The sequence below is a fragment of the Holdemanella sp. DFI.5.55 genome, from assembly GCF_020593575.1.
GTDB lineage: Bacteria > Bacillota_I > Bacilli_A > Erysipelotrichales > Erysipelotrichaceae > Holdemanella > Holdemanella hominis.
The window spans coordinates 1-25673 of the sequence record NZ_JAJDMK010000005.1; the positions used below are offsets into that span (position 1 = coordinate 1).

Annotated in this window: 26 protein-coding genes and 1 other annotated feature; of the genes, 3 read left to right on the top strand and 23 right to left on the bottom strand. The window is 34.3% G+C overall.

The window, feature by feature from the left end; all coding sequences use genetic code 11:
* Positions 1-54: 54 nt before the first annotated feature.
* The 16 genes from LJE08_RS02210 to LJE08_RS02285 form a co-directional block, all read right to left on the bottom strand.
* Positions 55-417, bottom strand: coding sequence for a Spx/MgsR family RNA polymerase-binding regulatory protein (locus tag LJE08_RS02210; protein WP_227402317.1), 363 nt, complete (start codon positions 415-417; stop codon positions 55-57).
* Positions 410-1366 carry a ribose-phosphate pyrophosphokinase gene (locus tag LJE08_RS02215; RefSeq protein WP_117924530.1) on the bottom strand — a complete coding sequence of 319 codons (957 nt, stop codon included), beginning with the start codon at positions 1364-1366 and terminating at the stop codon, positions 410-412. The genes LJE08_RS02210 and LJE08_RS02215 overlap by 8 nt, the downstream gene beginning before the upstream one ends.
* A gap of 29 nt (positions 1367-1395) precedes the next feature.
* Positions 1396-2397 (bottom strand): bifunctional N-acetylglucosamine-1-phosphate uridyltransferase/glucosamine-1-phosphate acetyltransferase, encoded by a 1002-nt coding sequence (locus LJE08_RS02220; RefSeq protein ID WP_117924529.1) that lies wholly within the window; start codon positions 2395-2397, stop codon positions 1396-1398.
* 90 nt (positions 2398-2487) lie between these two features.
* Complete coding sequence (locus LJE08_RS02225; protein WP_217255912.1) at positions 2488-3837, bottom strand: hypothetical protein; 1350 nt, start codon at positions 3835-3837, stop codon at positions 2488-2490.
* A gap of 27 nt (positions 3838-3864) precedes the next feature.
* On the bottom strand, positions 3865-4476 hold the full coding sequence (locus LJE08_RS02230) for a ComF family protein (RefSeq protein WP_117924525.1): 612 nt from the start codon (positions 4474-4476) through the stop codon (positions 3865-3867).
* Positions 4473-5384: a helicase-related protein gene (locus LJE08_RS15235; RefSeq protein ID WP_227402318.1), complete on the bottom strand. Its 912-nt coding sequence runs from the start codon at positions 5382-5384 to the stop codon at positions 4473-4475. Before LJE08_RS15235 ends, LJE08_RS02230 begins: the two co-directional genes overlap by 4 nt.
* Complete coding sequence (locus tag LJE08_RS02240; RefSeq protein WP_199593118.1) at positions 5356-5640, bottom strand: hypothetical protein; 285 nt, start codon at positions 5638-5640, stop codon at positions 5356-5358. The genes LJE08_RS15235 and LJE08_RS02240 overlap by 29 nt, the downstream gene beginning before the upstream one ends.
* Before the next feature lie 38 nt (positions 5641-5678).
* The gene (locus LJE08_RS02245; protein WP_227402319.1) at positions 5679-6845 is read right to left on the bottom strand and encodes an aminotransferase class I/II-fold pyridoxal phosphate-dependent enzyme; all 1167 of its coding nucleotides are present in this window, start codon (positions 6843-6845) and stop codon (positions 5679-5681) included.
* Between the two features lie 215 nt (positions 6846-7060).
* The gene (gene rpmE / locus LJE08_RS02250) at positions 7061-7270 is read right to left on the bottom strand and encodes a 50S ribosomal protein L31 (RefSeq protein ID WP_003865737.1); all 210 of its coding nucleotides are present in this window, start codon (positions 7268-7270) and stop codon (positions 7061-7063) included.
* Positions 7271-7364: 94 nt separating this feature from the next.
* On the bottom strand, positions 7365-9059 hold the full coding sequence (locus LJE08_RS02255) for a M3 family oligoendopeptidase (RefSeq protein WP_186998601.1): 1695 nt from the start codon (positions 9057-9059) through the stop codon (positions 7365-7367).
* Between the two features lie 42 nt (positions 9060-9101).
* On the bottom strand, positions 9102-9293 hold the full coding sequence (locus tag LJE08_RS02260) for a hypothetical protein (RefSeq protein WP_003865735.1): 192 nt from the start codon (positions 9291-9293) through the stop codon (positions 9102-9104).
* Positions 9293-10276, bottom strand: a complete 984-nt coding sequence (locus LJE08_RS02265) for an ABC transporter ATP-binding protein (RefSeq protein ID WP_117924517.1) — start codon at positions 10274-10276, stop codon at positions 9293-9295. Before LJE08_RS02265 ends, LJE08_RS02260 begins: the two co-directional genes overlap by 1 nt.
* Positions 10277-10278: 2 nt before the next feature.
* The gene (locus LJE08_RS02270; protein ID WP_117924515.1) at positions 10279-11298 is read right to left on the bottom strand and encodes an ABC transporter ATP-binding protein; all 1020 of its coding nucleotides are present in this window, start codon (positions 11296-11298) and stop codon (positions 10279-10281) included.
* Positions 11299-11313: 15 nt separating this feature from the next.
* The gene (gene opp4C, locus LJE08_RS02275) at positions 11314-12225 is read right to left on the bottom strand and encodes an oligopeptide ABC transporter permease (RefSeq protein ID WP_117924513.1); all 912 of its coding nucleotides are present in this window, start codon (positions 12223-12225) and stop codon (positions 11314-11316) included.
* 13 nt (positions 12226-12238) lie between these two features.
* A complete protein-coding gene (locus tag LJE08_RS02280) occupies positions 12239-13222 on the bottom strand; it encodes an ABC transporter permease (protein ID WP_117924511.1) in 984 nt (327 codons plus the stop codon).
* A gap of 180 nt (positions 13223-13402) precedes the next feature.
* Positions 13403-15115 (bottom strand): ABC transporter substrate-binding protein, encoded by a 1713-nt coding sequence (locus LJE08_RS02285; RefSeq protein WP_227402320.1) that lies wholly within the window; start codon positions 15113-15115, stop codon positions 13403-13405.
* Positions 15116-15499: 384 nt separating this feature from the next.
* Between LJE08_RS02285 and LJE08_RS02290 the strand changes: the two genes are divergently transcribed.
* On the top strand, positions 15500-16021 hold the full coding sequence (locus LJE08_RS02290; protein ID WP_117924507.1) for a DUF5662 family protein: 522 nt from the start codon (positions 15500-15502) through the stop codon (positions 16019-16021).
* Here the strand turns inward: LJE08_RS02290 and glmS are convergent, their stop codons facing one another.
* From glmS to rsmG, 4 genes are all read right to left on the bottom strand, one after another.
* On the bottom strand, positions 16022-17827 hold the full coding sequence (gene glmS, locus LJE08_RS02295) for a glutamine--fructose-6-phosphate transaminase (isomerizing) (RefSeq protein WP_227402321.1): 1806 nt from the start codon (positions 17825-17827) through the stop codon (positions 16022-16024). It lies immediately after the preceding gene.
* Between the two features lie 239 nt (positions 17828-18066).
* Positions 18067-18945, bottom strand: a complete 879-nt coding sequence (locus LJE08_RS02300; protein ID WP_117924503.1) for a ParB/RepB/Spo0J family partition protein — start codon at positions 18943-18945, stop codon at positions 18067-18069.
* Between the two features lie 2 nt (positions 18946-18947).
* Positions 18948-19724: a ParA family protein gene (locus LJE08_RS02305; RefSeq protein ID WP_227402322.1), complete on the bottom strand. Its 777-nt coding sequence runs from the start codon at positions 19722-19724 to the stop codon at positions 18948-18950.
* 2 nt (positions 19725-19726) lie between these two features.
* Positions 19727-20428, bottom strand: coding sequence for a 16S rRNA (guanine(527)-N(7))-methyltransferase RsmG (gene rsmG / locus LJE08_RS02310; RefSeq protein ID WP_227402323.1), 702 nt, complete (start codon positions 20426-20428; stop codon positions 19727-19729).
* A 136-nt stretch (positions 20429-20564) separates the two neighbouring features.
* On the opposite strand from rsmG, the gene LJE08_RS02315 reads away from it, so the two are divergent.
* On the top strand, positions 20565-21152 hold the full coding sequence (locus LJE08_RS02315) for a DUF4230 domain-containing protein (protein ID WP_117924497.1): 588 nt from the start codon (positions 20565-20567) through the stop codon (positions 21150-21152).
* A gap of 2 nt (positions 21153-21154) precedes the next feature.
* On the top strand, positions 21155-21799 hold the full coding sequence (locus LJE08_RS02320) for a GTP pyrophosphokinase family protein (protein WP_117924495.1): 645 nt from the start codon (positions 21155-21157) through the stop codon (positions 21797-21799).
* 8 nt (positions 21800-21807) lie between these two features.
* Here the strand turns inward: LJE08_RS02320 and LJE08_RS02325 are convergent, their stop codons facing one another.
* From LJE08_RS02325 to LJE08_RS02335, 3 genes are all read right to left on the bottom strand, one after another.
* A complete protein-coding gene (locus LJE08_RS02325) occupies positions 21808-23001 on the bottom strand; it encodes a hypothetical protein (RefSeq protein WP_117924493.1) in 1194 nt (397 codons plus the stop codon).
* Positions 23002-23062: 61 nt separating this feature from the next.
* Positions 23063-23306, bottom strand: a binding site (T-box leader).
* Positions 23307-23385: 79 nt separating this feature from the next.
* Positions 23386-24450 (bottom strand): CDP-glycerol glycerophosphotransferase family protein, encoded by a 1065-nt coding sequence (locus tag LJE08_RS02330; RefSeq protein ID WP_217255916.1) that lies wholly within the window; start codon positions 24448-24450, stop codon positions 23386-23388.
* A 1-nt stretch (position 24451) separates the two neighbouring features.
* Positions 24452-25657 (bottom strand): CDP-glycerol glycerophosphotransferase family protein, encoded by a 1206-nt coding sequence (locus LJE08_RS02335; protein WP_227402324.1) that lies wholly within the window; start codon positions 25655-25657, stop codon positions 24452-24454.
* Positions 25658-25673: the final 16 nt, after the last annotated feature.

Genomic DNA, 25673 nt, shown 5'->3' on the forward strand with positions numbered 1-25673 from the left:
CTACAATAATTTAAAGCCGGTATTTTCACATAACCCTACACTATTTTAGAGCGCCTATTTTTGTAAGTTTTCGTATTCTGATACTTTGTTTCCTATGATAATGATATCTCCTTGGATCACAATCGGTCTTTTTACTAACATACCATTTGAGGCAAGTAATTCAATCAATTGTTCTTCTGTATATGTTTCGCGTTTTTCTTTTACATTTAATTCACGATACAACATACCACTTGTATTGAACAATTTTTTTAATTCCACACCACGATCAATCCAACTTTGAATCTCTTCTTTTTTTGGATTATCTTCTTTAATATTTCGATATGTAGCTTCAATACCCAAATCTTGTAGAGCTTTATATGCCTTTTTACAAGTTGAACAAGGAGGATAGCCAATAAACAATGTTTCCATATTAGTCATCAAATGCGTGTGCTAATACTTCTGATAATGAAGAATTTTCTTCAACTGCATGAATCAATCCAGCTAACAATGGTGCCATTGAAAGAACAGTCATTTCTGGATAATTTTTTTGGTTTTCTGTTTGATCAATTGTATTTGTACAAACGAATCCAGTTAACTTAGCAGCTTTTAAACGATCGATAGCAGGTCCTGAAAGGATACCATGTGAACATGAAGCATAAACCGCTTTAGCTCCCTTGTCTTTCAACATTTTGATACCAGCAGTTAATGTACCAGCTGTATCTACCATGTCATCGATGATGATTGCAGTTTTACCATCAACATCACCAATTAGGTTCATAGCTTCAGCTACATTTGGTTTAGGACGACGTTTGTCGATGATTGCGATAGGTGCACCTAATGCATTTGCTAAGTTACGAGCACGTACAGCTCCACCGTGATCAGGAGATACAACTACGATTTCACCTAATCCTTCTTGGTGTTTGAAGTAATCAGCAATCAATCCATTCGCAGTAATATCGTCTGCTGGAATATCGAAGAATCCTTGAATCTGAGTAGCGTGTAAGTCAACTGTAACTACGCGATCAGCTCCAGCTCTTTCTAATAAACTAGCAACTAATTTAGAAGTGATTGGTTGGCGAGGTTTCGCTTTACGATCCTGACGAGCATATCCAAAATATGGAATGATAGCCGTAATGCTTGCAGCACTTGCACGTTTACATGCATCAATACCAATTAAAATTTCCATTAAATTTGAGTTTACAGGTTTATTTGTACTTTGTACAAAATATACGTGTTTTCCACGAACAGATTCTCCAAGTTCTACTAAGATTTCTCCATCCGCAAAATGTTTAACTTCACATTTACCTAATTCCAATCCTAATTCTTTACAAATATCTTCTGCTAAACCAACGCTAGATGATAAAGCAAATACAATAGTGTTTTTCATGATTTATCCTTTCTCATACCCTATCAGGTTTATTTTATGGTTTTATTATTGCTTACATAAGACATAGGCCCTACAACAGAACCTTCTTCTATGCAAGAATTGACGACTTTACTTGAATCTACAATTGCACGATCTTCAATTTTCGAATTATTCAAATAAGAACCTGGTAAAATCTCAACGAAATCACCGATTTCTGTATGTCCAAGAATTTCAACATTTGGATGAATAATTACATCATGTCCAATCGTTACATCTTTTCCAATAACTGTTCGCAATGGGTCTACAATCTGTACCCCTTCTTTCATCCAGTTATTGTTGATTCGATTGCGCATCCATTCATACGCTTTATGTAATTCTACACAATCATTGATTCCCATGACTTCATCACGGTCTTCAACTACCAACCCCTTAACAACCTTTCCTTGATTTGCCAAAATCTTAACCAAGTCTGTTAAGTAATACTCGTGTTGAGCATTATTTGTTGTTAATTTATCAAGATTGTCAAATAAATCTCTGTTCTTGAAACAATACATACCTGCGTTGATTTCACAAATTTGTTTTTGTTCTTCTGTACAATCCTTTGCCTCTACAATCGCTTGAACATGACTATTTTCATCACGAACAATACGACCATAATGAGCTCCATCATCCAATACAGAAGTTAATAGAGTTAATGATGCATCTTGATTGGTTTGGAATAGTTTTTCCAATGTCTCAGGCTGAATACATGGTCCGTCTCCATTAATAATCAATGTATCCCCATCTTCATCCTTTAATTGTGTAGCTTGCATAACCGCATGACCTGTCCCCAATTGTGGTTGCTGCAAAGCAAATTCAACATCTGGAAAAGCTTCTTTGATACTTTCAGCCTGATATCCGACAATCACTACAATTCTTTCTACAGATACCGCTCTTAAAGCATCAATAATGTAAGCCAACATTGAACGATCAATAATCGTATGCATTACTTTGCTACGATCTGATTTCATTCGAGTTCCTTTTCCTGCCGCCAGAACAATCGCATTACGCATATTTTCACCTGACTTTCTGTATATATTCTAACAAAAATCACAAGACATTAAAAGGTCACACAAAGAAAAAGACAATACATTTTGTATTGTCTAATCTAATTGATTCAATTGATTTTGATAATCATTGATTTGTGAATTCAATGAATCTACTTTTGATTGTGCATCTGTTACATCTGAATTTGCACTATCCAATTTCGTCTTCGCTGATTTTAACTTATTCTGTAAAGAAGAAGTATCCGAATTCTTTTGTGCAGCACTTAATGCCGTTTTTGCATCAGCCAAAGCCGATTTTGTTGTGTTTACATTATCAACCAATCCCTGATGTTCAGCATATAATTGCTGTAACTCTGTATATTGATCTTGCGTCAATTCGCTATTTGGAATTTGCTCCAATTCACTGCGACGATTCTCACATACCTGTAGCGCACTTTGTGCATTATCGTAATCCGCTTGTGCACTAATTACAGCACTTTGAGCATCACTTACACTGCCACCTGCAGAATCAATCTGAGACTGTAATGAATCGACATCACTTTGAGCTGAAGACTGTGCATTCTGCGCATTTTCTAATTCTGATTGTGCACTCAACAACTGCTTTTTAAGATCATTGATTTTTTGTTTCAACTGCGCTTTCTTTTCAGCAATTTCAGTGTTGTTGTTGTCTTTTTTCGTACTTGTCTTCTTATTTGCACTCGCAAGTAATTCATTGAAAGTTTTACCGGTAACCTCTTCTAAAATTTCATCAATCTTCTCTCTTTGTTTACGCGTTAAACTGTTATATTTACTTTCAAAACCAATAATTTTCTTTTGGTCACTTGAAGATAAATCATCATAGTTGTTTGCAAAATCTAATAATTCCTGGTAATTCTTCTTTTGAACCTCCGATGTTTTTTCATCAGAACTAGACAATCCACCAGTCATTAGTTTCATGCCACCAAATATCAATAATGAAACCAACAACACACCTACAACACCTAAGGCAACATACATTCCAGTTTTAGAATGGCTCTTTTTTGGTGCTGATTTCTTTTTGCTCGGCTCTTTTTTCTTGTTGATTACTTCTCTTTTTAATTGAGGACCCTTACCCTCCTCTAACAGAGACTGAATTTCATCATCATCAATCACAACAGTTTGATTTGTAGAATCTGCTTCCTGTTTTAAATCATCCGCATTCCACATTACTGTACGAGTTGCAGAAAGATCTTCTTTTGACTCATTTAAATCCTTTGATCCAACCACAAACGTATCTCCTAGTGAAGGTTCCTCTTTTTTTGCTTGAAACGGAATTTCCGGTTCAGGTTTATGTTTTTCTACTCGACTACGAGTTTGATTCTTTGTGAATTGATCCATTTTTTGTTCTAACGTATCTTCCTCGTTTGTTTGAAATGAATCTAATAATTGAGAAATCTCATCATTCTCATTCTTTCTTTTCTTATCCATAGCTTCTATCGCCCCTTTTAGAATATTTTACCAAAACCCCTTTGATTTGACCACTATGTTTTCTTGATTTGCCAAAATCCAAAGTGGATGTGCCGCTAAAACAAACATGCAGTCCGGATGGATCAACTGCTTTGCGGCCAATAGTGTGCTTCCAGTTGTACAAACATCATCCACCAACAATATTTTCTTTTTAGGCAATGGATACAATTGTTTCAAACCCAATACATTCTTAATTTGTGATCTTTGCAATTTTGTTGCTGAAGACTGCTTTATATCCTTCTTTTTGTAGAAAGGAGAATGAACAAAAACATCTAACGACGAATACATATCAATAGCTGGTTCAAATCCCCTTTCCATACGTTTTGCATCACTACTGCATAAAGTACAGACACAATATTTTTTAAAGATATTCTTTAAATATAAGTGTTCACACAAAAAAACATCTTTTAATACAACATCCCTTTGTTCCTTATACTGAAAAAACAACCTCTCTAAAAACTCATCATACTCATAGAGAACATATAAAGGGATACCATCTATATTATAGACTTGTTTATGTAGCTTGAAATTTTTTGAACAATCCGGACATATCAAAAGATCATTATAAAAGAAAATCTCAAAATTGCGAATTGCACTCATTTTTTTGTGGCAACATAAACAGTATCGTTCATCTTCGTAATTTGACTCACACAATCTTTGATAGATTCGCTTGAAGCTTGGCATAAACACACACCCTTTCCCTCTGGATCTTTAAAACTTCGTCCCACACGTCCAAAAATCTGAATAAGACTGGCCGTGGTAAAGACTGAATGATCTCCTTTAAAAACAACAACTTGAACGCTTGGAATCGTGATTCCTCTTTCTAATAGTGTGGTACAAACTAGTGCACTCAATTCTTTATTGCGAAAACAATCTAAAATTTCATCTTTATTTTGTGTAGAAGAATGAATAAAATCTGTCTTCACAAACACATTAAGAATCAGCTTCATCCACTTTCCATCTTTTTTTCGAGGGACAAAAACTAATGTTTGTTTTCCCTCTTTTTGGAATTTTATGCACAAATAAATTACAATCCATACTTGAATTAAAATAGATACCTGTATCACTTTAGGCACAATCAACGGGTGTTTATGTGGCCTTTCAAACAAACACACAAGCTCTATTTTATTTTGTTTCACAAGTTCCATACTCTCTTTGTCTGGTGTTGCACTCAACATTAGTTTTTGTCCAATACACGCCTGATTAGCTATGGCCTGAAGCACTTCGTTGCCCACAAAAGGAAAGGCATCTAACTCATCTAAAATTAATAAATCAAAGGCATATGGATAACGATACAACTGGTGTGTAGTACATACAATAAGGTCTGCATCTGTAACTTGGGTATATCCTTGAGCAACTTCACATACACTTAATTCAGGAAACGCTATCCGCAAACGATTTGCGATTTCAAGAACAACCTGTCTTCGACTGATCGCAAATCCTACTTTCTTTCCTTGTGCTAAATATCCACAGATACTTTCAAAACAAATTTCTGTTTTGCCTGGCACCTGTACTGGCGTAAAGTATTACGTCTTTTCCTTTACTTAAATATTGATATACTTCGTGACTTGCACATTTTTGCGAAGCAGTAAGTTCATAATCAAGTTTAGGTTTACCCTTCCACGTTCTATGCTTCAATTTAACCGGATTTATTTTTTCATTAACCTCCAACCTAGAAAAATCAATGCATTTACGACAATAATAAACTCCATGATCATACGCAAATAATTTAGGATCTTCATTTTGACATCGATTACACTTCATATACTCTTATACGAAAAAAAAGTGCAAATTTTTGCACTTTACTTAAAAATTTCAGATTTTTTTATTCTTTCTGCCGCTTTTTGGATATCCTCAATATCTTGAACAAGAGCTAAACGCACATATCTAGTACCATGAACGCCAAAAGCCTGGCCAGGTGTAACGACAACACCTGTTTTTTCCATCAAATCTTTTGTGAAGGCATATGAATCTTCATATTGATCTGGAATTCTTGCCCATACGAACATTGTTGCAGGACTCTTATCAATATGCCATCCTACTTCATCAAATGCTTCACATATAGCATCTCTTCGATCTTGATAAGCCTGACAAGTTGAGTGAATGCTTGCGCCTCCATGTCTTAGTGCTTCAATACCTGCATATTGTATAGGTAAGAAGATTCCATAATCCATATTTGATTTAAGGGTATTATAACAATCAATCACTTCTTTATTACCAACACACACACCAAGTCTTGCACCAGCCATTCCATATGTTTTCGAGAAAGAATTTAATTCAATTCCTATTTCTTTAGCTCCTTCAAAAGATAAGAAACTCTTTCCAACTTTACCATCGAATACAAGTTCACTATATGCATTATCATGTAAAACTACAATATCATATTTCTTTGCAAACTGAATCAACTCTTCATAGAATGAATCTGGTGCTATAGCACAAGTTGGATTGTTTGGATAAGATACAATCATAATCTTCGCTTTTTTCGCAATTTCTTCATCAATTTGATCCAATTGAATGACATAGTTATTCTCTTGCAACAAAGGCATATATTCAACTTTAGCCCCTGCAATCTTTGGCCCATCACTAAAAATTGGGTAATAAGGGTCAGGCACCAATACAATATCACCTGGATCACACATAGCTAAAAACAATGTGCTTAAAGCTTCTTGAGATCCTTGTAGACAGATCATTTCATCATATGTTAGCTCTACATTATAACGGTTCTTATACCAATCGTGGATTGCTGATTTCATTTCAGGTAATTCATTGATCGCATACTTATAGTTTTCTGGAACCATAATTGATTCTTGCAGTACCTTCATAATGGATGGTTCAGGCGCAATATTTGGCGATCCAACTGAAAAATCAATTGTTTCATTTCCTGTTCTTTGTGTATAATCCAGCTTCATATTTTTCAATTCTGTAAATATAGAAGATTGAAATACATCCATTCTTTTAGCTCTTTTCACTTTAATACACCTCACTATTTTTAATTTATTTTCTTTATTATAAACGTAGCAATAGAAGTTTTCAAATACCACAGTTATTCTCGTGTAAATTTGATAATTTTAATATAACCGAGCAAGCTTGAAACGTCTATTTTAAAGTATATTTAATTTTTAATAACGATTTTTTTATAACCAAAATAAAAAACAGTGCCATTTCTGACACTGTCATTATATTACTACTTCAAACCATATTTCTTGTTAAATTTCTCAATACGTCCCTGAGCAGCAGCGAAACGTTGACGACCTGTGAAGAATGGGTGGCAGTTACTGCAAGTATCTACACGTAATTCATCACCTTTGATTGTACTACCTGTTTCGAATTCTGCACCACAAGATGTACAGATACATTTAACTTTATGATAATTAGGATGAATTCCTTGTTTCATATTGATGTATCCTCCTTCCGCCTTAAGTCATATTGACCCAAAGTAAGTGCTATACAATTATAGCAAGCCTTTTTTCAAATCGCAAGATGTTTTTTTAAAATTGTGAATCGTCTGCTTTTTCAAACCATTCGCGAACCAATTGAACAGTATCTTTTAAGCATCCTGATTCAAAAGGAACCTTTAATCCTGCTTCTTTTACAATTTTTCTGAATGGCAATGTTCCACCAATCTTACAAATGTGTTTGTAATCTTCGAAAGCCTTTTCATCATTCTTTTGAATACGAGCCCAGAACTGCAACGCGCATACTTGAGCTAATGTGTAATCAATATAATAGAATGGATCCATGAAAATGTGAAGCTGGCGCATCCACCATCCACCTTTTTCTAGAATATCAATACCTTCATAGTTTTTATGAGGCAAGTATTGTTTTTCCAACTTTCTCCAAGTAGCCAATCTTTCTTCACAAGACATTTCTGGTTTTTCATATACTTCATGCTGGAAGTGATCTACTAAAACTCCATAAGGTAAGAACTTAACAGCTCCTGACAAATGATTGAAATAATATTTATCTACATCTTCTTCAAAGAAAGATTTCATCCATGGATATGTAAAGAATTCCATAGACATAGAGTGGATTTCACAAGATTCATAAGTAGGCCATACACAATCGATTGGGAAAATATCCTTACTTGAATACACTTGGAAAGCATGTCCTGCTTCATGTGTTAGTACTTCAGCATCATGGCTAGTCTGATTAAAGTTTGCGAAGATAAATGGAGATTGATAATTTGGAATGAATGTACAATATCCACCAGCTGCTTTACCAGGCTTTGAATCTAGATCTAATAATTCTCTTTCTGTCATAAATTCAAAGAATTCACCTGTTTTAGGATCTAGTTCTTGATACATCTTTAATGCACGTTTAACTAATTCTTCACGAATATATTTAGGGGCTGGATTTCCTGAAGTGAATTCAAACTTTTCATCCCAAGCATGCAAAGTATCATAACCCAAACGTTTTTGTTGACGAGCATACAACTCATTATCTAAAGGAACAACATCTTCTAATACTTGTTTACGATAGTTTTCTACATCATTTTTATTGTAGTCAAAACGCATCATGCGATAGTAACCAAGTTCAATATAGTTTTCATATCCTAATTTTTTAGCCATACGCGTACGCACTTGCACTAATTGATCATAAACTTCACCGATTTCTTTAGCATGTTCGTCATACCATCCCCAATAGGCTTGCATTGCACGTTTACGAGTATCTCTATCTTTATCATTTGTCTTTACTTCTAAAGCAGCAAGAGTATATGTTTCACCATCAAACTCAATTTGTGCACTCGCAATGATTGCTTGGTATTTAGAAGCTAATTTATTTTCTTCTTGCATTTCAGGAATGATAATTGGATCAAATGATTTTTCTTCCATTTCTCTTTGTAAGAAATATGTTTCTGGTACTTCTTTCTTTAATTCAGATACAAAAGAACTTTCCATTACAGCCTTATTACAATTCACAATATCTTCCTTTAATACTGGAAGCATTTCATTTAAAAAGTCATTTTCTTTTGTATAATATTCATCTCTTGTATCTACTGTATGACGCACTTCAACAAGAGTCTGATTAGTATTGATATATTTATTTACGTCATTCAATTCAATAAACGCATTTTTAAAATCATCATAAGAAGCTGCATTCTGTAATTTTGTACAAATCGCCTTTAATTGTGCCTGCAAAGCTTCAATATCCATATGTTCATATTTATAATCTGTAAATTTCATATCTTTCTCCTAAAAAAATAGAGAAGCCGAAAGCTTCTCGTATTATGCAAAGATGGCATTCCAACCAAAAATTAATAGCGCTAAAATAACAATGGCACCTAATAAAATTGGCCAGAATGTACTACTAGCTGCAATTAATAAGGCTAGAAAATCCCCTTTTTCAAGACGATCTTCTTTACCTTTTTGTTTATCTTTTTTTTCTAACATCTCACGCATAGATGGGCGCTTAGACATTAGAATTCACCTCCAAAGTGACACTTAACAAAGTGATTTGGCTTAACCTCTTTTGTTGCTGGTTCTTGTTCACGACAAATGTCTTTCGCAAATGGGCAACGAGGGTTGAATTTACATCCCTTAGGAATGTTTACGTTACTTGGAATTTCACCTTGAATCACTTGCATTTCTTTACGTTTTGTAGGGTCTGGTAAAGGAATTGCACCAATCAACGCTCTTGTATAAGGGTGTTGAGGGTTAGAGTATATTTCATTCTTATCTGCAAGTTCCATCATACTACCTAAATACATTACACCTACACGGTCAGAAATATGTTTTACAACTGACAAGTCGTGTGAAATGAAGATATAAGAAATGTTCTTTTCTTCTTGCATATCTTTCATTAAGTTGATGATTTGTGATTGGATAGAAACGTCCAATGCACTTACTGGTTCATCACAAATAATGAAGCTTGGATCTAATGCTAAAGAACGTGCGATACCAATACGTTGTCTTTGTCCACCTGAGAATTGGTGAGGATAACGATAGCAATAGTAGCTTGGCAAACCACAACGGTCCATTAGGTTTTTAACATATGCATCTAGTTCTGGACCTCGTTTGAATTTCCCGTGAGCAATCAATGGTTCAGCCAAAATATTGAATACAGTCATACGTGGATTCAATGAAGAATATGGATCCTGGAAGATAAACTGCATTTCTTCACGTAAAGCACGCATTTCTTTACGAGATTTCTTCGCTACATCTTCACCTTCGAAGATTACCTCTCCGCTTGTTGGTTCATAAAGACGAATGATTGTACGACCTAAAGTAGATTTACCACATCCTGATTCACCTACTAGACCTAATGTTTCACCTTCGTATAAGTCGAAAGTAATATCATCTACGGCCTTAACACATGGATCACCATCTTTATATTTTCCTTTTTTTAGAGGGAAGTATTTTTTTAAGTGTTTTACTTCAAGAATTTTTCTTTTTTCTGCCATGACTATCCCTCCTGTTTCATTTCTTCTTCAACTTTGAAGCACCATACGTGGTGACGTGATTTAACTTTTGTATCTACTGGTTGACCTTCTTTACAACGATCTGTTACATATGGACAACGATCTGCAAAGTAGCATCCTTTTGGTAAATACAATGGGTTAGGTACACTACCTTCAATTGTATTTAATCGTTTTCCTTCTTCTGCTAATGAAGGCATTGAATTCATTAATCCAATTGTATATGGGTGTTTAGGGTTGTTGAACAATTCTTCTACTGGAGCTGTTTCAACAACTTTACCTGCATACATAACGTTAACGTTATCAGCAACCTGAGCAACTACACCTAAGTCGTGTGTGATCAACATGATAGATGTACCTGTTTCATTCTTTAATCTGTTCATTAAAGAAAGAATCTGAGCCTGAATTGTAACATCTAGAGCTGTTGTAGGTTCATCGGCAATCAATAATTTTGGATGACAAGATAAAGCCATCGCAATCATAACACGCTGACACATACCACCTGATAATTGGAATGGATAGTTATCAACAACTTTTTCTGGACGAGAAATACCAACTTCTGCCAACAAATCAATTGCGCGTTGTTTAGCTTCTTCTTTAGAAACTTCTTCGTGCGTCAAAATGTTTTCCATAATCTGATCCCCAACTGTAATAACTGGGTTCAAACTTGACATTGGTTCCTGGAAAATCATAGAGATTTCGTTACCACGAATGTGACGAATTTGTTCATCTGTAGCTGTAGCTAAGTTTAAACCATCTTCATCACGGTCCACATTTCCCATATATACGATTTTTGATCCAGGCATAATTTCTCCTGGTTCACTTACTAAGCCTAAAATAGACATGGCAGTTACTGATTTACCACAACCTGATTCACCTACAATCGCAAGTGTTTCATTTTCATACATTGTAAAGTGGTTTCCATCAACTGCTTTTGAATCACCTTTTTTTGTATGGAAGTATACACGAAGGTCTTCCACTTTAATTACTTTTTTATTTACAGACATTGTGTATCCTCCTTACTACTGTAATTCTTTAGGGTCGAATGCATCACGCAATCCTTCACCAATCAAGTTGATTGAGATTACAGTTAACAAACACATTAAACCTGCAGGCATCCATTCCCAAGGATAGTTTTGGAACACGTAAGAATCACGCGCTAAGTTCATTAAGTTACCCCAAGAAGGAGTTGGTGCAGTCACACCCATACCTAAGAATGATAAACCAGCCTCAGTCAAAATAGCACTTGCCATTTGTAGTGTAGCATTTACGATTACTAAAGAAATAACGTTTGGAAGTAAGTGTTTAAAGATTTTTGAGAAATCTGAAATACCCAAAGCTTCACAAGCTTGCATAAATTCTTGTTCACGCAAAGTCAAAATCTGTCCACGAACCAAACGTGCTAGTCCTGGCCATGATAACAAACCAATTAATAATGATACAGTATACATTTTTTGACTTTGTGGAACCCACAACATAGTTGAGGCAACCGCAATAATCATTGGTGTAAATGGCAATGAATAAACGATTTCTGCAAAACGCATTAATACGTTATCTAATTTTCCACCATAATATCCTGAAATGCCACCAATTGTACATCCTAAGATGACAGTAATAACAGCAGCAATAATACCAACCATGATAGAGATTCGTCCACCTAAGAATAAACGGAATAAGCAGTCACGACCTTGTTTATCTGTACCTAATAAGTGTTCTCCTCCTGGAGCTAAATTAGGATTTGATAAATCATAGTCATTAACGCTATATCCAAGCATTGGTGGTATAACAATAACAGCAACAACAATTAATACAAAAATAATCAAACCAGCCATGGCAACACGGTTTTGTTTGAACTTACGCCATGCTATGGTCCAAGGACCTATAGATTCGATTTTTTCGCCAGATTCTAATACTACAGCATTTTTTTTAGCCATCTATAGTTCCCTCCTATTCATCTACCTTGATACGTGGGTCAACTAATGTATAACAAATGTCAGACAATAAGTTACCTAATAACATCAACAAGGCACTAAACATCAAACAAGCCATAACTAAAGAGTTATCACGTTGGTTGATCGCATCAATTAACACTTTTCCAATTCCTGGCCAGATAAATACAGATTCCAAGATTACGGCTCCTGAGAATAATGATGGAATGTATAATCCTAGTAATGTTACTAAAGGAATTTGTGCATTTTTAAATGCATGTTTGTAGATAACAGTCTTTTCTTTAAGACCCTTTGAACGTGCTGTACGAACATAATCCATGTTGATGACTTCAACCATAGAGTTACGTACATAACGTGAGAACGAAGCAAATGAACTAAACGCCAATACGATTACAGGTAAAATTGAGTGTAAAGCTATATCTCCAATTTCTTGGAAAATACTTGAGTAACCAAAGCTTGATAGCATTGTGTCACGCATTCCGTTGATAGGCATACCTGGAATCTGCAAACCTACGAAGAAAATTAATACTAAGGCAAAGAAGAATGTTGGAACACTTATTCCTAACAATGAGAATACAGTCCAGAAGTTATCAAACACTGTACCTTTCTTTACTGCCTGTTTTATTCCAACTGGAATGGCAAAAATCAAAGCCACAATTAATGATACAACATTCAAATAGAATGTATTCCATACATAGTCACCAATGATAGTTCCAACTGGTTTTTTAAGGGTAATACTTGATCCTAAATCTCCTGTACACATACGTCCAACCCAACGTACATATTGTTCAGGTAACGATTTATCCAATCCTAACAACTCACGAACGTGATCACGTTGTTCTTGTGTAACCTTTGAACCGGCTCCAAAATAAGCTGTTACCTCATCACCTGGCATCGCCTTTACAGTACCGAAAATAACGATTGAAATGATGAAAAGGACAGGAATCATCGCTAAAATTCTTTTAAATACATACTTTAGCATAGTTATCGATCCTTTCTATCCACTAAATGCATATAAGAGCAAGTCAATACGGCTTGCCCTTAATTTTATAAACAATCCACGAGTTTTTCATGCAGACTATTTAACGTTGCCACGTTTCTGTTAATGAACATTTGTCCTTTAACATCAACTATTTTAACACACCTTTGTGCAAATTTTAAATTATTTTACAGTAATTGTATCCATTGATTGAGACCAGTTACGCAATGTTCCTGTTCCAGTCAAGTCAACTTTCTTATTGTAAAGGTTGAACATCATACCTGAGTAAACTGGCATGTATCCTGCATCATCAGCAGCCATCTTCATAGCTTCAGCATAATCAACTTTTGATTGTTTTTCATCAGAATCAGCACGAGCTTTTGTCAATTGATCAATCAATGCTTGATCATTGATACGAGAGTAGTTATTTACAGCCATGTTTTCTGGATCATTTGAATATGAATCATTAGCTGAACTATCTTGGTTACTTGTGAAACTAGTAGCTAAGAAACACATATTCCACTCACTATCGTGACTAGTATCTTGAACGTTACTTAATAATGTAGAGAAATCAACTGTAGTTTGTTTTAGATCAACACCTAAATCTCCCCAAGTTTTCTTAACAATAGGAATTAAAGTTTCAAGTACTGAGTTACCTTCTGACAATAAGAATTTGATTTCTAATTTTTGTCCGTCTTTTTCACGGATTCCATCAGCACCACGAACCCAACCAGCTTCATCTAATACTTGGTTCGCTTTATCCATGTCAAATGCATAAGTATTTAATCCATCGATTGTTTCTTCATTACGAACAACTGCGCCAAAGTTTACTGATGCTGGATTCCAGTATGCAGCTGGTACATATCCACCTTTAACTTTTTTAACTTCGTCACTTGCTTTTTTATCCCATCCGAAGTATGAATCACAGAATCCTTGGCGATCTGTCGCATACATCAATGCTTGACGAACTGCTTTGTCAGCTGTAGCTCCATTGTTAGCGTTCAAAGCTACGAAACCAACAGCACTACGAGTATAGTAGTTGAATGCCATGTTGTCAGCTTGACTCGCTTCACTAACTTTATTTGTTTCAATTACTTCTGGAATTAAATCAACTGTTCCTTTTTTCAATTCAGAAACTTCTGTAGTTACATCTGTTTTCTTCATAACAATACGATCTACTTGGTATTGTCCTTTTTCAGGTTTGAATTCTTCATTACGAACAAATGAAGCTCCACTTGCTTTATCATAGCTCTTTAATTGGTAAGCACCAGAACCACATGATTCTTCTTGGTTCTTTTCAACAACTTTTACATTCCCTTGTTTGTATTTTGAGTAATGATCAGCACTTGCGATTCCCATTGTACCAAATAATGAGACTGCATCGATTTGAGGTGATACCAAGTGGAATACAACTGTATAATCATCTGGAGTTTCAACACCAGTTAATTCTTTAGCAGCTCCGCTATTATATTCTTTATATCCAACGATGTTATCCATTCCACCACCATTAGGACCAGTATAGCTTGGGTCAGCTAATGTTGTGAATGTAAATTTAACGTCTTTTGCAGTTACTTCAGTACCATCACTGAATTTGTGTCCTTTTTCCAATTTGTAAGTTAATGTTAAACCATCTTCACTTACTTCTGGTAAATCTTTAGCCAATACTGGTTCCAATTCGTTATCAGCATTGTACTTTAACATTGATTCGTAGCATAAGTTTACTACATATTGATCATAAGCACTTGATGCATATTGAGGTGTAAACTGTCCAGTTAAACTTTGGTTTACAGATACTGTTAATGTTTTTGCGTCACTGCTAGATCCGCCTGAACATGCTACTAAAGTAGAAGCCATTGCTACAGATGCTAAACCAGCAACAATTCTTTGTTTATTCATTTCTCTTTCCTCCTATAGTTTGCTCACTATGTGTGATGAAATTATACTATGCTAGAAACACATTTTCAAGGGTTTAAGAAAGAAATTTACATACAATTTTACATTTATGTATATTTTTCATGAACAAAACATAGCATTTTGTCTTTATATCATGCGTTTTCATTGTATTCGCTTTCATTTGGTTTTTCGTATTTCATTTACAAACATTTGTCTATAAGCACTAGATTTTATGTAAATTATGAAAATCTGGTTCAATTTTAAATCCCATCCTCATTTATTCATTTCTCTCTTTAAAAATAATAAACAAAAAGGAATCATTCTAGATGCCTACACTAGAATGGTTTTCTTATTCTATGCTAAAATAATCAAGAAAGAAGTGAATTTATGAATAAAGCATTAGCCCATTTACATACGATCAACAAGCACAAGTTAAAAGTTACTTGGCTTTGTTTTCGTTGTCACCTATATAAACAAGGTTTACTCCATGATTTAAGCAAATACTCTTATATTGAATTAAAAACAGGTTTTCACTATTATCAAGGTTTTCGTTCTCCTATTGATGCCGAGAAAGAAGAAAAAGGTTATTCATTAGGTTGGCTACATCATAAAGGAAGAAACAAACATCATTGGGAATATTGGCTTGATTTTGGAGTAGATGGCATTTATGCATGTAAAATGCCTACAAACTATGTCATCGAAATGTTTTGCGATCGAGTTGCTGCAAGTATGATCTATCAAAAAGAAAAGTACACAGACTCTAGTGCACTTGAATATTATGAAAATGGACGAGGTAAAATTCTGATTCATCCGGAAACAGACGCCCTCATCCATCATTTATTAAAATATTTATCTGAGCATGGTTTAGATCAAACCATTCACTATATCATCACTGAAATTAAAGAATAATTATTCTACAGTTACACTTTTCGCAAGGTTACGAGGTTTATCTACATCGCAACCTTTTTCTTTTGCGACATAGTAAGCTAATTCTTGCAATAAAACTGTTGCTGGAATACAACTTAGTAATGGATCTACATCTGGAATGCGAATCACATACTCAAAGCCTTCCGTATTCTGGCTTTGTGAAGCAATCAAAATGACCTCGGCTCCTCGAGCAACCGTTTCCAAAATATTCGAAATTGTCTTCTGTGCAACACTAGGCTGCGTAGCTAACGCAATCACAACTGTATCTTTTTCAATTAATGCGATAGGACCATGCTTTAACTCTCCAGCCATATATGCATCGGCATGCACATAAGAAACTTCTTTTAGTTTCAACGCCCCTTCTAAAACACTTAAATAATCCAATTGTCTACCTATAAAGTAGGCATCTTTTTGATTCGTTAATAGTTTAGCAAATTCAGCCATTTTTTCTTCTTGCGCAAGCATTTGTTCAACTACATCTGGCATTTGTTTCAACTGATTGATCATATGATTTTTACATGCCACACCCTTATTAAATAAAGACGCTAACTTTAAACATAGACATGCCAACAGCACAAGTTGTGTTGTATAAGCTTTTGTACTTGCGACCGCAATTTCTGGTCCAGCACAAGTATATAAAACGTAATCAGATAATCGAGCTAAACTAGAACCTAACACATTTGTCACAGTCAGTGTTTGTGCTTTGTTTTCTTTCGAAAGTTTTAATGCTGCCAAAGTATCTGCTGTTTCTCCAGATTGTGAAACAAAAATACATAGCGTATTTTCATTGACACGATAGTTGCCATATCTAAATTCACTTGCACTAATGCAGTAAATTGGTAAATCAATCCATGTGCGCAATAAGTATTGAGCATACAAACTCGCATGGTAAGCAGTTCCACACGCAACATAATAAATTTGATTGATTTTTGAAACATCTAAACCAGATAATTCTGGCATAGCCAAATTATTTTCAATATGAGCTCTCAACGTTTCTTTGATCACATACGGTTGTTCATGCATTTCCTTCTGCATAAAAGTATCATATCCACCTTTTTGAGCTGCACAAGCATCATATGAGATATGCACCCAAGTTGTTGAAACGGAATCCCCAAAGAAATCATAGACTTCAATACTTCCGGGTCTTAATACGGCCATCTGTCCATCTTCTAAAGCACAAATATCTTTTGTGTAATCTAACACAGCTGGAATATCACTTGCACAAAATGCAGATGTATCTGTTTTCCCTAAAATCATTGGACTTTCTTTTTTTGCGACAAAAACGCAGTCAGGATAATCTGTACAAACTACACATAGCGCAAAACTACCTTGAAGGTATTGCACACATTTTTTTAAAGCGTACATCATATCGCCTTGATAATAGTAATCCAACATATGAACAATAACTTCACTATCCGTCTGTGACTGGAATGTATATCCTTGTTCTAATAAACATTCCTTGATTGATGCATAGTTTTCAATGATTCCATTATGCACGATTGAAATTGTTTCACTCTCATTTGTATGAGGATGTGAATTCATATTACTTGGAACACCATGTGTTGCCCAACGTGTATGTCCAATTCCTGTATGTTCAGGATGTTCTTTTTCATTCAACAATTCCTTTAAATTTGTAAGACGCCCCTTCGCCTTATACGTTTCTAGATGGTGATTCGAAACGAGAGTCACGCCTGCAGAGTCGTATCCTCGATATTCGAGTTTTTCTAAACCCTGCAATAAAAATGGTAAAGCACTCTCTTTACCTGCGTACGCTGTGATTCCACACATTATAAAAAATCCTCCTATATATTATTATCATGGAGGATACCAAATGGCTTTGTTCAATGTTCACACATTGGTTTTGTCCATCGTTAAAGGTTGTATCAACCTCCAGACTACCCGCCGAATCTTTCGATAAGTCTGGTCCTCGTCAACTAAATACTTAGTCCTGGCGCTATTTTTTTACTACATCTCCATGAATAATGAATATTATACAAAAAACAGAACATTTGTCAAAAAAAGAAGACTTACTCTTCTTCGACTAGATTCAATAATTCTAGCACTCGATTTAAGTCTTCTTTATTTTCATAATGAATAGAAATAGCGTTTTTACTGATAGATACCGATGTTTGAAAGAATTCCTGAAGCTTTTCTTTAGCTGCCTTCACATAAATATCTTCTTTTGGCTTTTCTATCGTTTTTTTATTGTTTGTATCTTTTACAATTTGTTCTACTTTACGAACAGATAAACCTTGATCAATAGCCTGTTTAGCAACTTTACGCATATTTGCCTCTGTCTTAAGACCGAGTAAAGCTCGTACATGCCCCATACTTAATTGTTTACTCACAACGTATTCCTGGACATCTTCTGGAAGTTTTAACAATCGCAATAAGTTTGTGATATGTTCACGTGATTTTCCGACACGATGAGCTAACTGTTCTTGTGTATATCCTAATCGTTGAATTAATTTTTCATACGCTTTTGCTTCTTCTATTACATTTAGATCTTCACGTTGAATATTCTCCAACAAAGCAATTTCCATCATTTCCTGATCATCAAAATCAACAATGATAGCTGGAATATCTTTTAATCCGGCAAGTTTTGAAGCTCTTAATCTTCTTTCACCGGCAATCAAATCATATCCTTGAATACTTTTTTTTACTAGAATCGGCGTAAATACACCATGTTGCTTAATTGATGAACTTAATTCTTTTAAAGCTTCATCATTAAATACTTTACGAGGCTGATATGGATTTGGACGGATCTCATCCACAGGAATTTTTGACTGTTCCTGTCTTTCAACTTCCATATCTCCATTTTGAATATCATCTAATACTTTAGAAACATCTTGCCCAAAAATACTGGACAATCCTTTTCCTAAACGAGCATTATTTTTGTTATCCATAGCTATGCCTCCCTTGAATTACGTTTTAGTACTTCTTCAGTTAAACCAGCATATGCCTTGGCTCCTGTACTTTTTGGTTCATATTCAAAAATAGACATGCCACGGCTAGGTGCTTCCGATAATTTTACATTTCTCGGAATAGAATTTTGATATACAAGCTTGCCAAAAGTTTGACGCACATCCTGCGAAACTTCTACACTTAATCTTGTACGAATATCAAACATTGTTAATAAAATACCTTCAATTTTTAAATTTCGGTTACTTGTTCTTTGGACAAGACGAATTGTGATCAACAACTGCGTAACTCCTTCCAATGCATAATATTCACACTGTACTGGAATCAAAATACTGTCAGCTGCTGTCAATGCATTGGTATTCAATAGTCCAAGTGATGGTGGACAATCAATAATAATGTAATCATATTGATCTCGAATAGGAGCAATGGCTTTTTTCAACAATTCTTCTTTACCGGCTTCCATCTTATCCATATCTAAATCAGCTCCAGCTAAATTAATGTTGGCTGGAACAATATCGATTCTTGGATTCATTTTAGGTACGATGGCCTGCTGAATAGGAACTCCCTCCATTAATACAGAGTGAATCGTAGCTTGTGAATTATTTTGATTTGCATTTAATCCTTGCGTGGCATTTCCCTGCGAATCGAAATCAATCAACAATACTTTTTTTCCTACATGTGCAAGTCCGCTTGCTAAATTTATCGATGTTGTAGTTTTACCTACTCCACCTTTTTGATTCGAAATTGCGATAACTTTTCCCATACTCAACCCTCCAAAGGTTTTTTCTTGATTTGCCCATACGCTCTAGGATATTTATTTGGCGTATGTTTTACCTTTTTAAAATATAAATTAATGCGTGTTGCATTCTCTTCAATCATAAATTTTTCTTCATCAATCAATTCAACACCTAATGTATCAATTGCCTTTTGCGCATTGATCAACTCTTCGTGACCATTCTTGCCTTTTAAAGCCACCATAGTATGATCCATCTTCACAAAAGGAACACAAAGTTCTAATAAAATAGATAGTTTAGCAACCGCACGCGCACTGACCACGTCGAAACATTCACGTTTTTCTTTTGCCAAATCTTCAGCTCGAACATTTAATATATCGAGATTATCCAAGTTCAATTGAGTTTTCACTTCATTTAAAAAACGACAACGCTTTTGTAATGGTTCCACCAAAGTCATATGAACATGTGGAAATGCAATTTTTACAGGGATGCCTGGAAATCCTGCGCCTGAGCCAATATCACACATTGTTTCAAATTTAATATTTGAAAACGGCATGATTGAATCATAAAAATGTTTCTCCCATACTTCTTCTTCCTGTGTGATTGCCGTTAAGTTCATCTTCTCATTCCATTCAACAAGAAGCTGCATATATTTTTCAAATTGATTCATTTGTTCTTCATTTAATTGGATGCCGGCTTCTAAACAAGCCTTCTGAAATTCTACTTTAGTCATGAAAACCCTCCACGCTATCCATTATAACATATAATCGTTTCCGTCGTATTTTTACTATACTCAATAATTTGACACTATGTATGTCGGTTTATTTACTTTATTCATTTATGATACAATTTTAATGAGGAGGTCACTTATGAAAAATTTAAAGAAAGTTTTATTTGTTGTTGTCTTTATCTTAATTGCCTTTGTAAGCGGTATGTTCTTTGCGAACAAACAAACGGAACCTGAAATCACATCGACATTAATTCAGAATCGAATTGAACAGGCAAGTGATTTGGTAACCACAAAATATCATTATGCGAAAGTAGGAAAATTTGAAAATTCTTTAAGTCTGAATGGCTGGTCCATTCCTTTGACAAACAAATACTTCATACTAACATTTGAAGGGGAAATTCAATTAGGTACAGATTTATCTAAGGCAAATGTAGAGATCAACGATTCTACTATTTATGCGACAGTTAATAAGCCAACTGTTCTTTCAAATTCAATCGATGAATCAAGTATTGAAGTCTATGATGAAACAAAAAATATTTTTAATCCAATCAGTGTGAGTGACTATAAAGCTTTTGCGGTTGAACAAAAAGAGAAGGCTTTATCTGAAGCTAAGAAAAAGGGTTTAATGAAAACGGCTCAAAAGAACACAGAAAAAAGTATTAAAGAGATCATTTCCATTATCCCAGATACAGATGATTATACAATTGAAGTCACATTCAAGGAGTAATTATGGCAAATTTGAAATTAGTTGATGCTTTTACGGATTTTGTAGAAGAAAGTACTCTTCCCTATCGTCAAATGATGACCTATTATAATTGCGCGTTAATGGAAGTGGAAACTAAATTTAAAGTTCTTAACGAACAATTCTCCCTATTCTATGATCGCAATCCCATTGAATCGATTCATACGCGTATTAAATCGCAATCTAGCATTCTTAAAAAGCTTCAAAAAAAGAATCTTGCTTTAACCATCCCAAACATTGAAAACAACCTATTTGATATTGCCGGTGTTCGAGTTATTTGCTCTTTTACAGAAGATATTTATTCTTTGGCCAACTCTTTTCTTAGCCAAGATGATGTGCGCTTGATTGAAAAAAAAGATTATATTCAAAATCCTAAAGAAAATGGATATCGTAGTCTTCACCTAATTGTAGAAATCCCTATCTTTTTATCAGATGAGAAAAAATGGGTTAAGGTAGAAGTACAATTTAGAACCATTGCGATGGATTTCTGGGCAAGTCTAGAACACAAGATTCGCTATAAGAAGAACTTATCAAAAGAACGCTTAGATGAAATTGATAAAGAATTACTAGAGTGTGCCAAGATTTGTAAGACACTTGATGAGAAAATGGAAGAAATAAAGACGGGAAATTGATTTCCCGTCTAATTTTTTTCGTATGCTTCTTCAAAAGAAACTTTTGCATCTTGTGCATTTTCTTTCATGAATTTACGATTCTTATAGAATCCTACTGTCAACAATGGGACGATGATGATGGCGATACCTAGATATCCACAATATCCATAGCCATACTTAACAACGTTTGTTAGTCCTACAAATGAGATTCCCATAGAAACTACCATGATGAATGCAGAAACTAAAGCTCTACGTACAGGTACATTTTCAACTTTTTGAAGGAATTTCACATTTTCAAAGCGATTCACAAATCCAAAGATGACACAAACTGCACTTGAGATCAAACATAAGAATAATACCAATCCATATAGTGCTACAAGCCAATTTGCTCCAAATGATTTTAATGTTGTTAACGTTGGTAAAGTTGTTCCGTTTGGCTGAGTCAAATAATAGTGTTGCCAACAAAGTAACATTAATACGGCAAGACCTAATCCTAACATATTTAATGTGAATGTTAATGCCATTGAGCGATCACAATCTTGTTTTGTTTTTAAAACACTTGTTCCACAAACTAAGATAGCTGGTACTGTAACCCATTGGAAAGCTGAATAAGTAACACCGTTCCAAACTGCTTTTGGAAGTTGACTCCACCCATGTACTGAAAAATCAACACGCATAACATCTAACAAATTGTGTCCATTTAATAAACCTACTGTATAAATAGAAACAGCTAGTACTAAGATTACTACACCCATATATGTACTTGCTCTACGAATCAAATCTACGCCAAAAATTGTTAAGAATAATACAACAAGGCCAATCACAAATGTTCCTAGATAGTAATTCAATCCAAAGTATTGGGTTAATGCACTGGCTGCACCAGAGATACATGATGCAACAACCATTAAAACCATGATATTAAAGAATAATTCAAATAATAATTCTAATTTATCAAATGGATGATATAAACATTCAAATAGTTCTTTATACGTTTTTAATCCTCTTGAATTCATCATAATCTGGCCTTCACGAATTGTCATAGATAAAAGTAACATCGCAACGGCAACCCCAACAATAGCTGGCCACCCTAAACTAACAAACCATGTGTTTTCCTGATTTCCTGTCGCAAATCCTCCACCTGCGTGTGCTGCAAATGCGGTTGTGGCCACTGAAAATGCAGCCATCCATGATCGATTCAATTTTGTGTTCTCTTTCTTTTTCATTCTCAAATTCTCCCTTTCTGCAACAAAAAAACCTTCCGCCTCTTGTTGCCTAATTAACAACTTCAGAGACGAAAGGTAATAATAATCTTATTCTTCCGCGGTACCACTCTAATTCATTCTAATGAATGCCCTCATCGATGCTATCACATCTAGTCTTTATATCGTAAGACTTACGTCTATAACTACATTATCGCTATAGCCACTCCATGGTGATTTTCATTCTCTAGCTTTACGATATTTTCCACCAAACAATATCTCTCTAGGCTAAAACGTAGTGAATTACTCTTCCATATCAATGCGTTGACTGTATAATACTATGATTTACATTTATTTTCAAGTTAAAATGTAATTATTTTCATTATTGATGTAAAAAAAGAAGAGGGCCTATACCTCTTCCATAATCTGATTAATTGTATCGATGACTCGACTTGTATTTTTTCCATCCGTATATACCATGTACTTTATTTGGAAATAAGACAATTTATCATAATCATAATCTTTAAATTCTAACGCCTTGACGAGTTGATCTTCATCTGTACATACAGGTCCTGGAAAATCATCAAAATCAATGTTCAATCCAATATTATGTTTATATTCTTTTACATCAGGAATGTAACTAATCATTGGCTTATTTAATAAAGAGTAATCAAATATTACGCTTGAATAATCCGAAATCAAACAATCGCTCACTTGCATCAATGTATACAAGTCTTCCTTATTCATGTTCACTCCACCATTACATTGAATATCTCCAAGTAATGGATGAAATTTATATAGAACCACGTAATCTTTTACTTTTGTGAAATCAAAAGACTGAATTTTAAAACCATCGATAATGTTACCCCTAAAAGTAGGTGCATACAAACATAATTTCTTATCTTTTAATTCTGGATATTTCAAAAAGAACTCATCTCTTTCATTTCTATTTAATAAAGTATCAATTCTTGGCATTCCAGTCACTAACACTTGATTTGTATTTACCCCAAAAGCTTGTGAATATGGTTCCTTCCAATATTCAGCATTACATAGAACATAATCGTAATTACGTACAGGATATTGTCTTTTGATTTGATTACCAAATTTTTTCACGGCTCCACACGCGTGCCAAACTTGTAGCACTTTGACATTGGTTGGTTTCATATGACTAATCACATAGTTATTGTCGTTTAAAATCACAAGACTTGATTTTTTTATTTCAACTAACTGTTTTAAACAATTCAAGAAATATTTAAAATTACCCCATAGATTTTTTTCAAACTTTAATAATATATAATGAATATCATACTTATTTTCGTGACGTAATTGTTTATCGATGAGTTTAAAATCACCTGACAATTCACTTTGTGTTAAACTAATAAAAGTAATTCGATTTTTTTTAGGATGTACATAAAAAGTTAAAACGTCCACGATCCATAAGGCAACATTTAAGATTATTTTGCTTAATCCCATTTTATTGCACCGCCTTATATAAGATATCTACTACTCTTTTAGAAGCATTTCCATCTTCATGGTTATTAAAATAAAGATTAAAATCATTCAATTTAGAATAGTCATAAACTTCATTTTTAATATCCATCAACAATGTTTCTTCATCCATATAAATTTTGCCTGGAATGTCCTTATGAATATCTAAATAGAATCCTCTTAAGTCTGTCGCATATTCTTTTAAATCATACATATAAAAATAGATGGGTCTTTTCAATATCGCATAATCAAAGAAGACGCTTGAATAGTCCGTAATCAATACATCACTAATCACATACAATTCATTGATTTCTGCTTGAGCAGGAATGGAATACAAAAATCCATCTAATTGTGGATCATATTTGGAGGTATTAATGATTAGATAGTGTGGCTTAAATACAACAATTGTATCTTCACCTAAAATTTCTTTCCATTTTCTAAAGTTTGCCTTCAATTCAAAAGTATATCCTGCTGAAACATAAGAATTATCTCTCCATGTTGGTGCATACAATACAATTTTTTTATCTATAGGCAAATGATACTTATTCTTGATCGCATCACATTCTTCTTTTGTCGCATTCGAAATAAAATCATTTCTAGGATATCCTGTTTCAATCAATCTTTCTCTATTGATTTGGAAAGATGTTTGAAAAACTTTCGTACAGAAGGCATTTGGACTGATCATATAATTGTATCTTGCGACATCTACATCATAGGAATTGCACATCTGTTCATAACTGACACCTGAACGATAAAATGTAGTATCTTCACTCACATCAATATCATGAGCTAATCGCTTTAATGGTGTTCCATGCCATGTTTGTAGGTAAACCTGATTTTCCTTTTTAAAGATATATGTAGGTAATTTGCAGTTCACTACCCATAATTTTGCCTTGGACAAATAATAAAAATAAGGAATGCTGAAATATTCCTTTATTTCAGCTCCTTCAATATGAATATTCTTTTCTTTATGATTTTTTATAAACCAAATAAAACGGTATCCAACAAATCGTGGATCTTGCCTCATTTGTTCATAAATAGCTTTAGGATTATCCGAATAGCCACGACCATGGAACGATATAAATATGGCAAGCTTATCATCTACTTTAAATAAACGATAGGTTAATTTATATGCCAAGCGAATGCATTTTCCTGCAAACTTTTTAAATGGTCTTAAAAGCTTTATCAACATGGCTATCCTCTCCTTT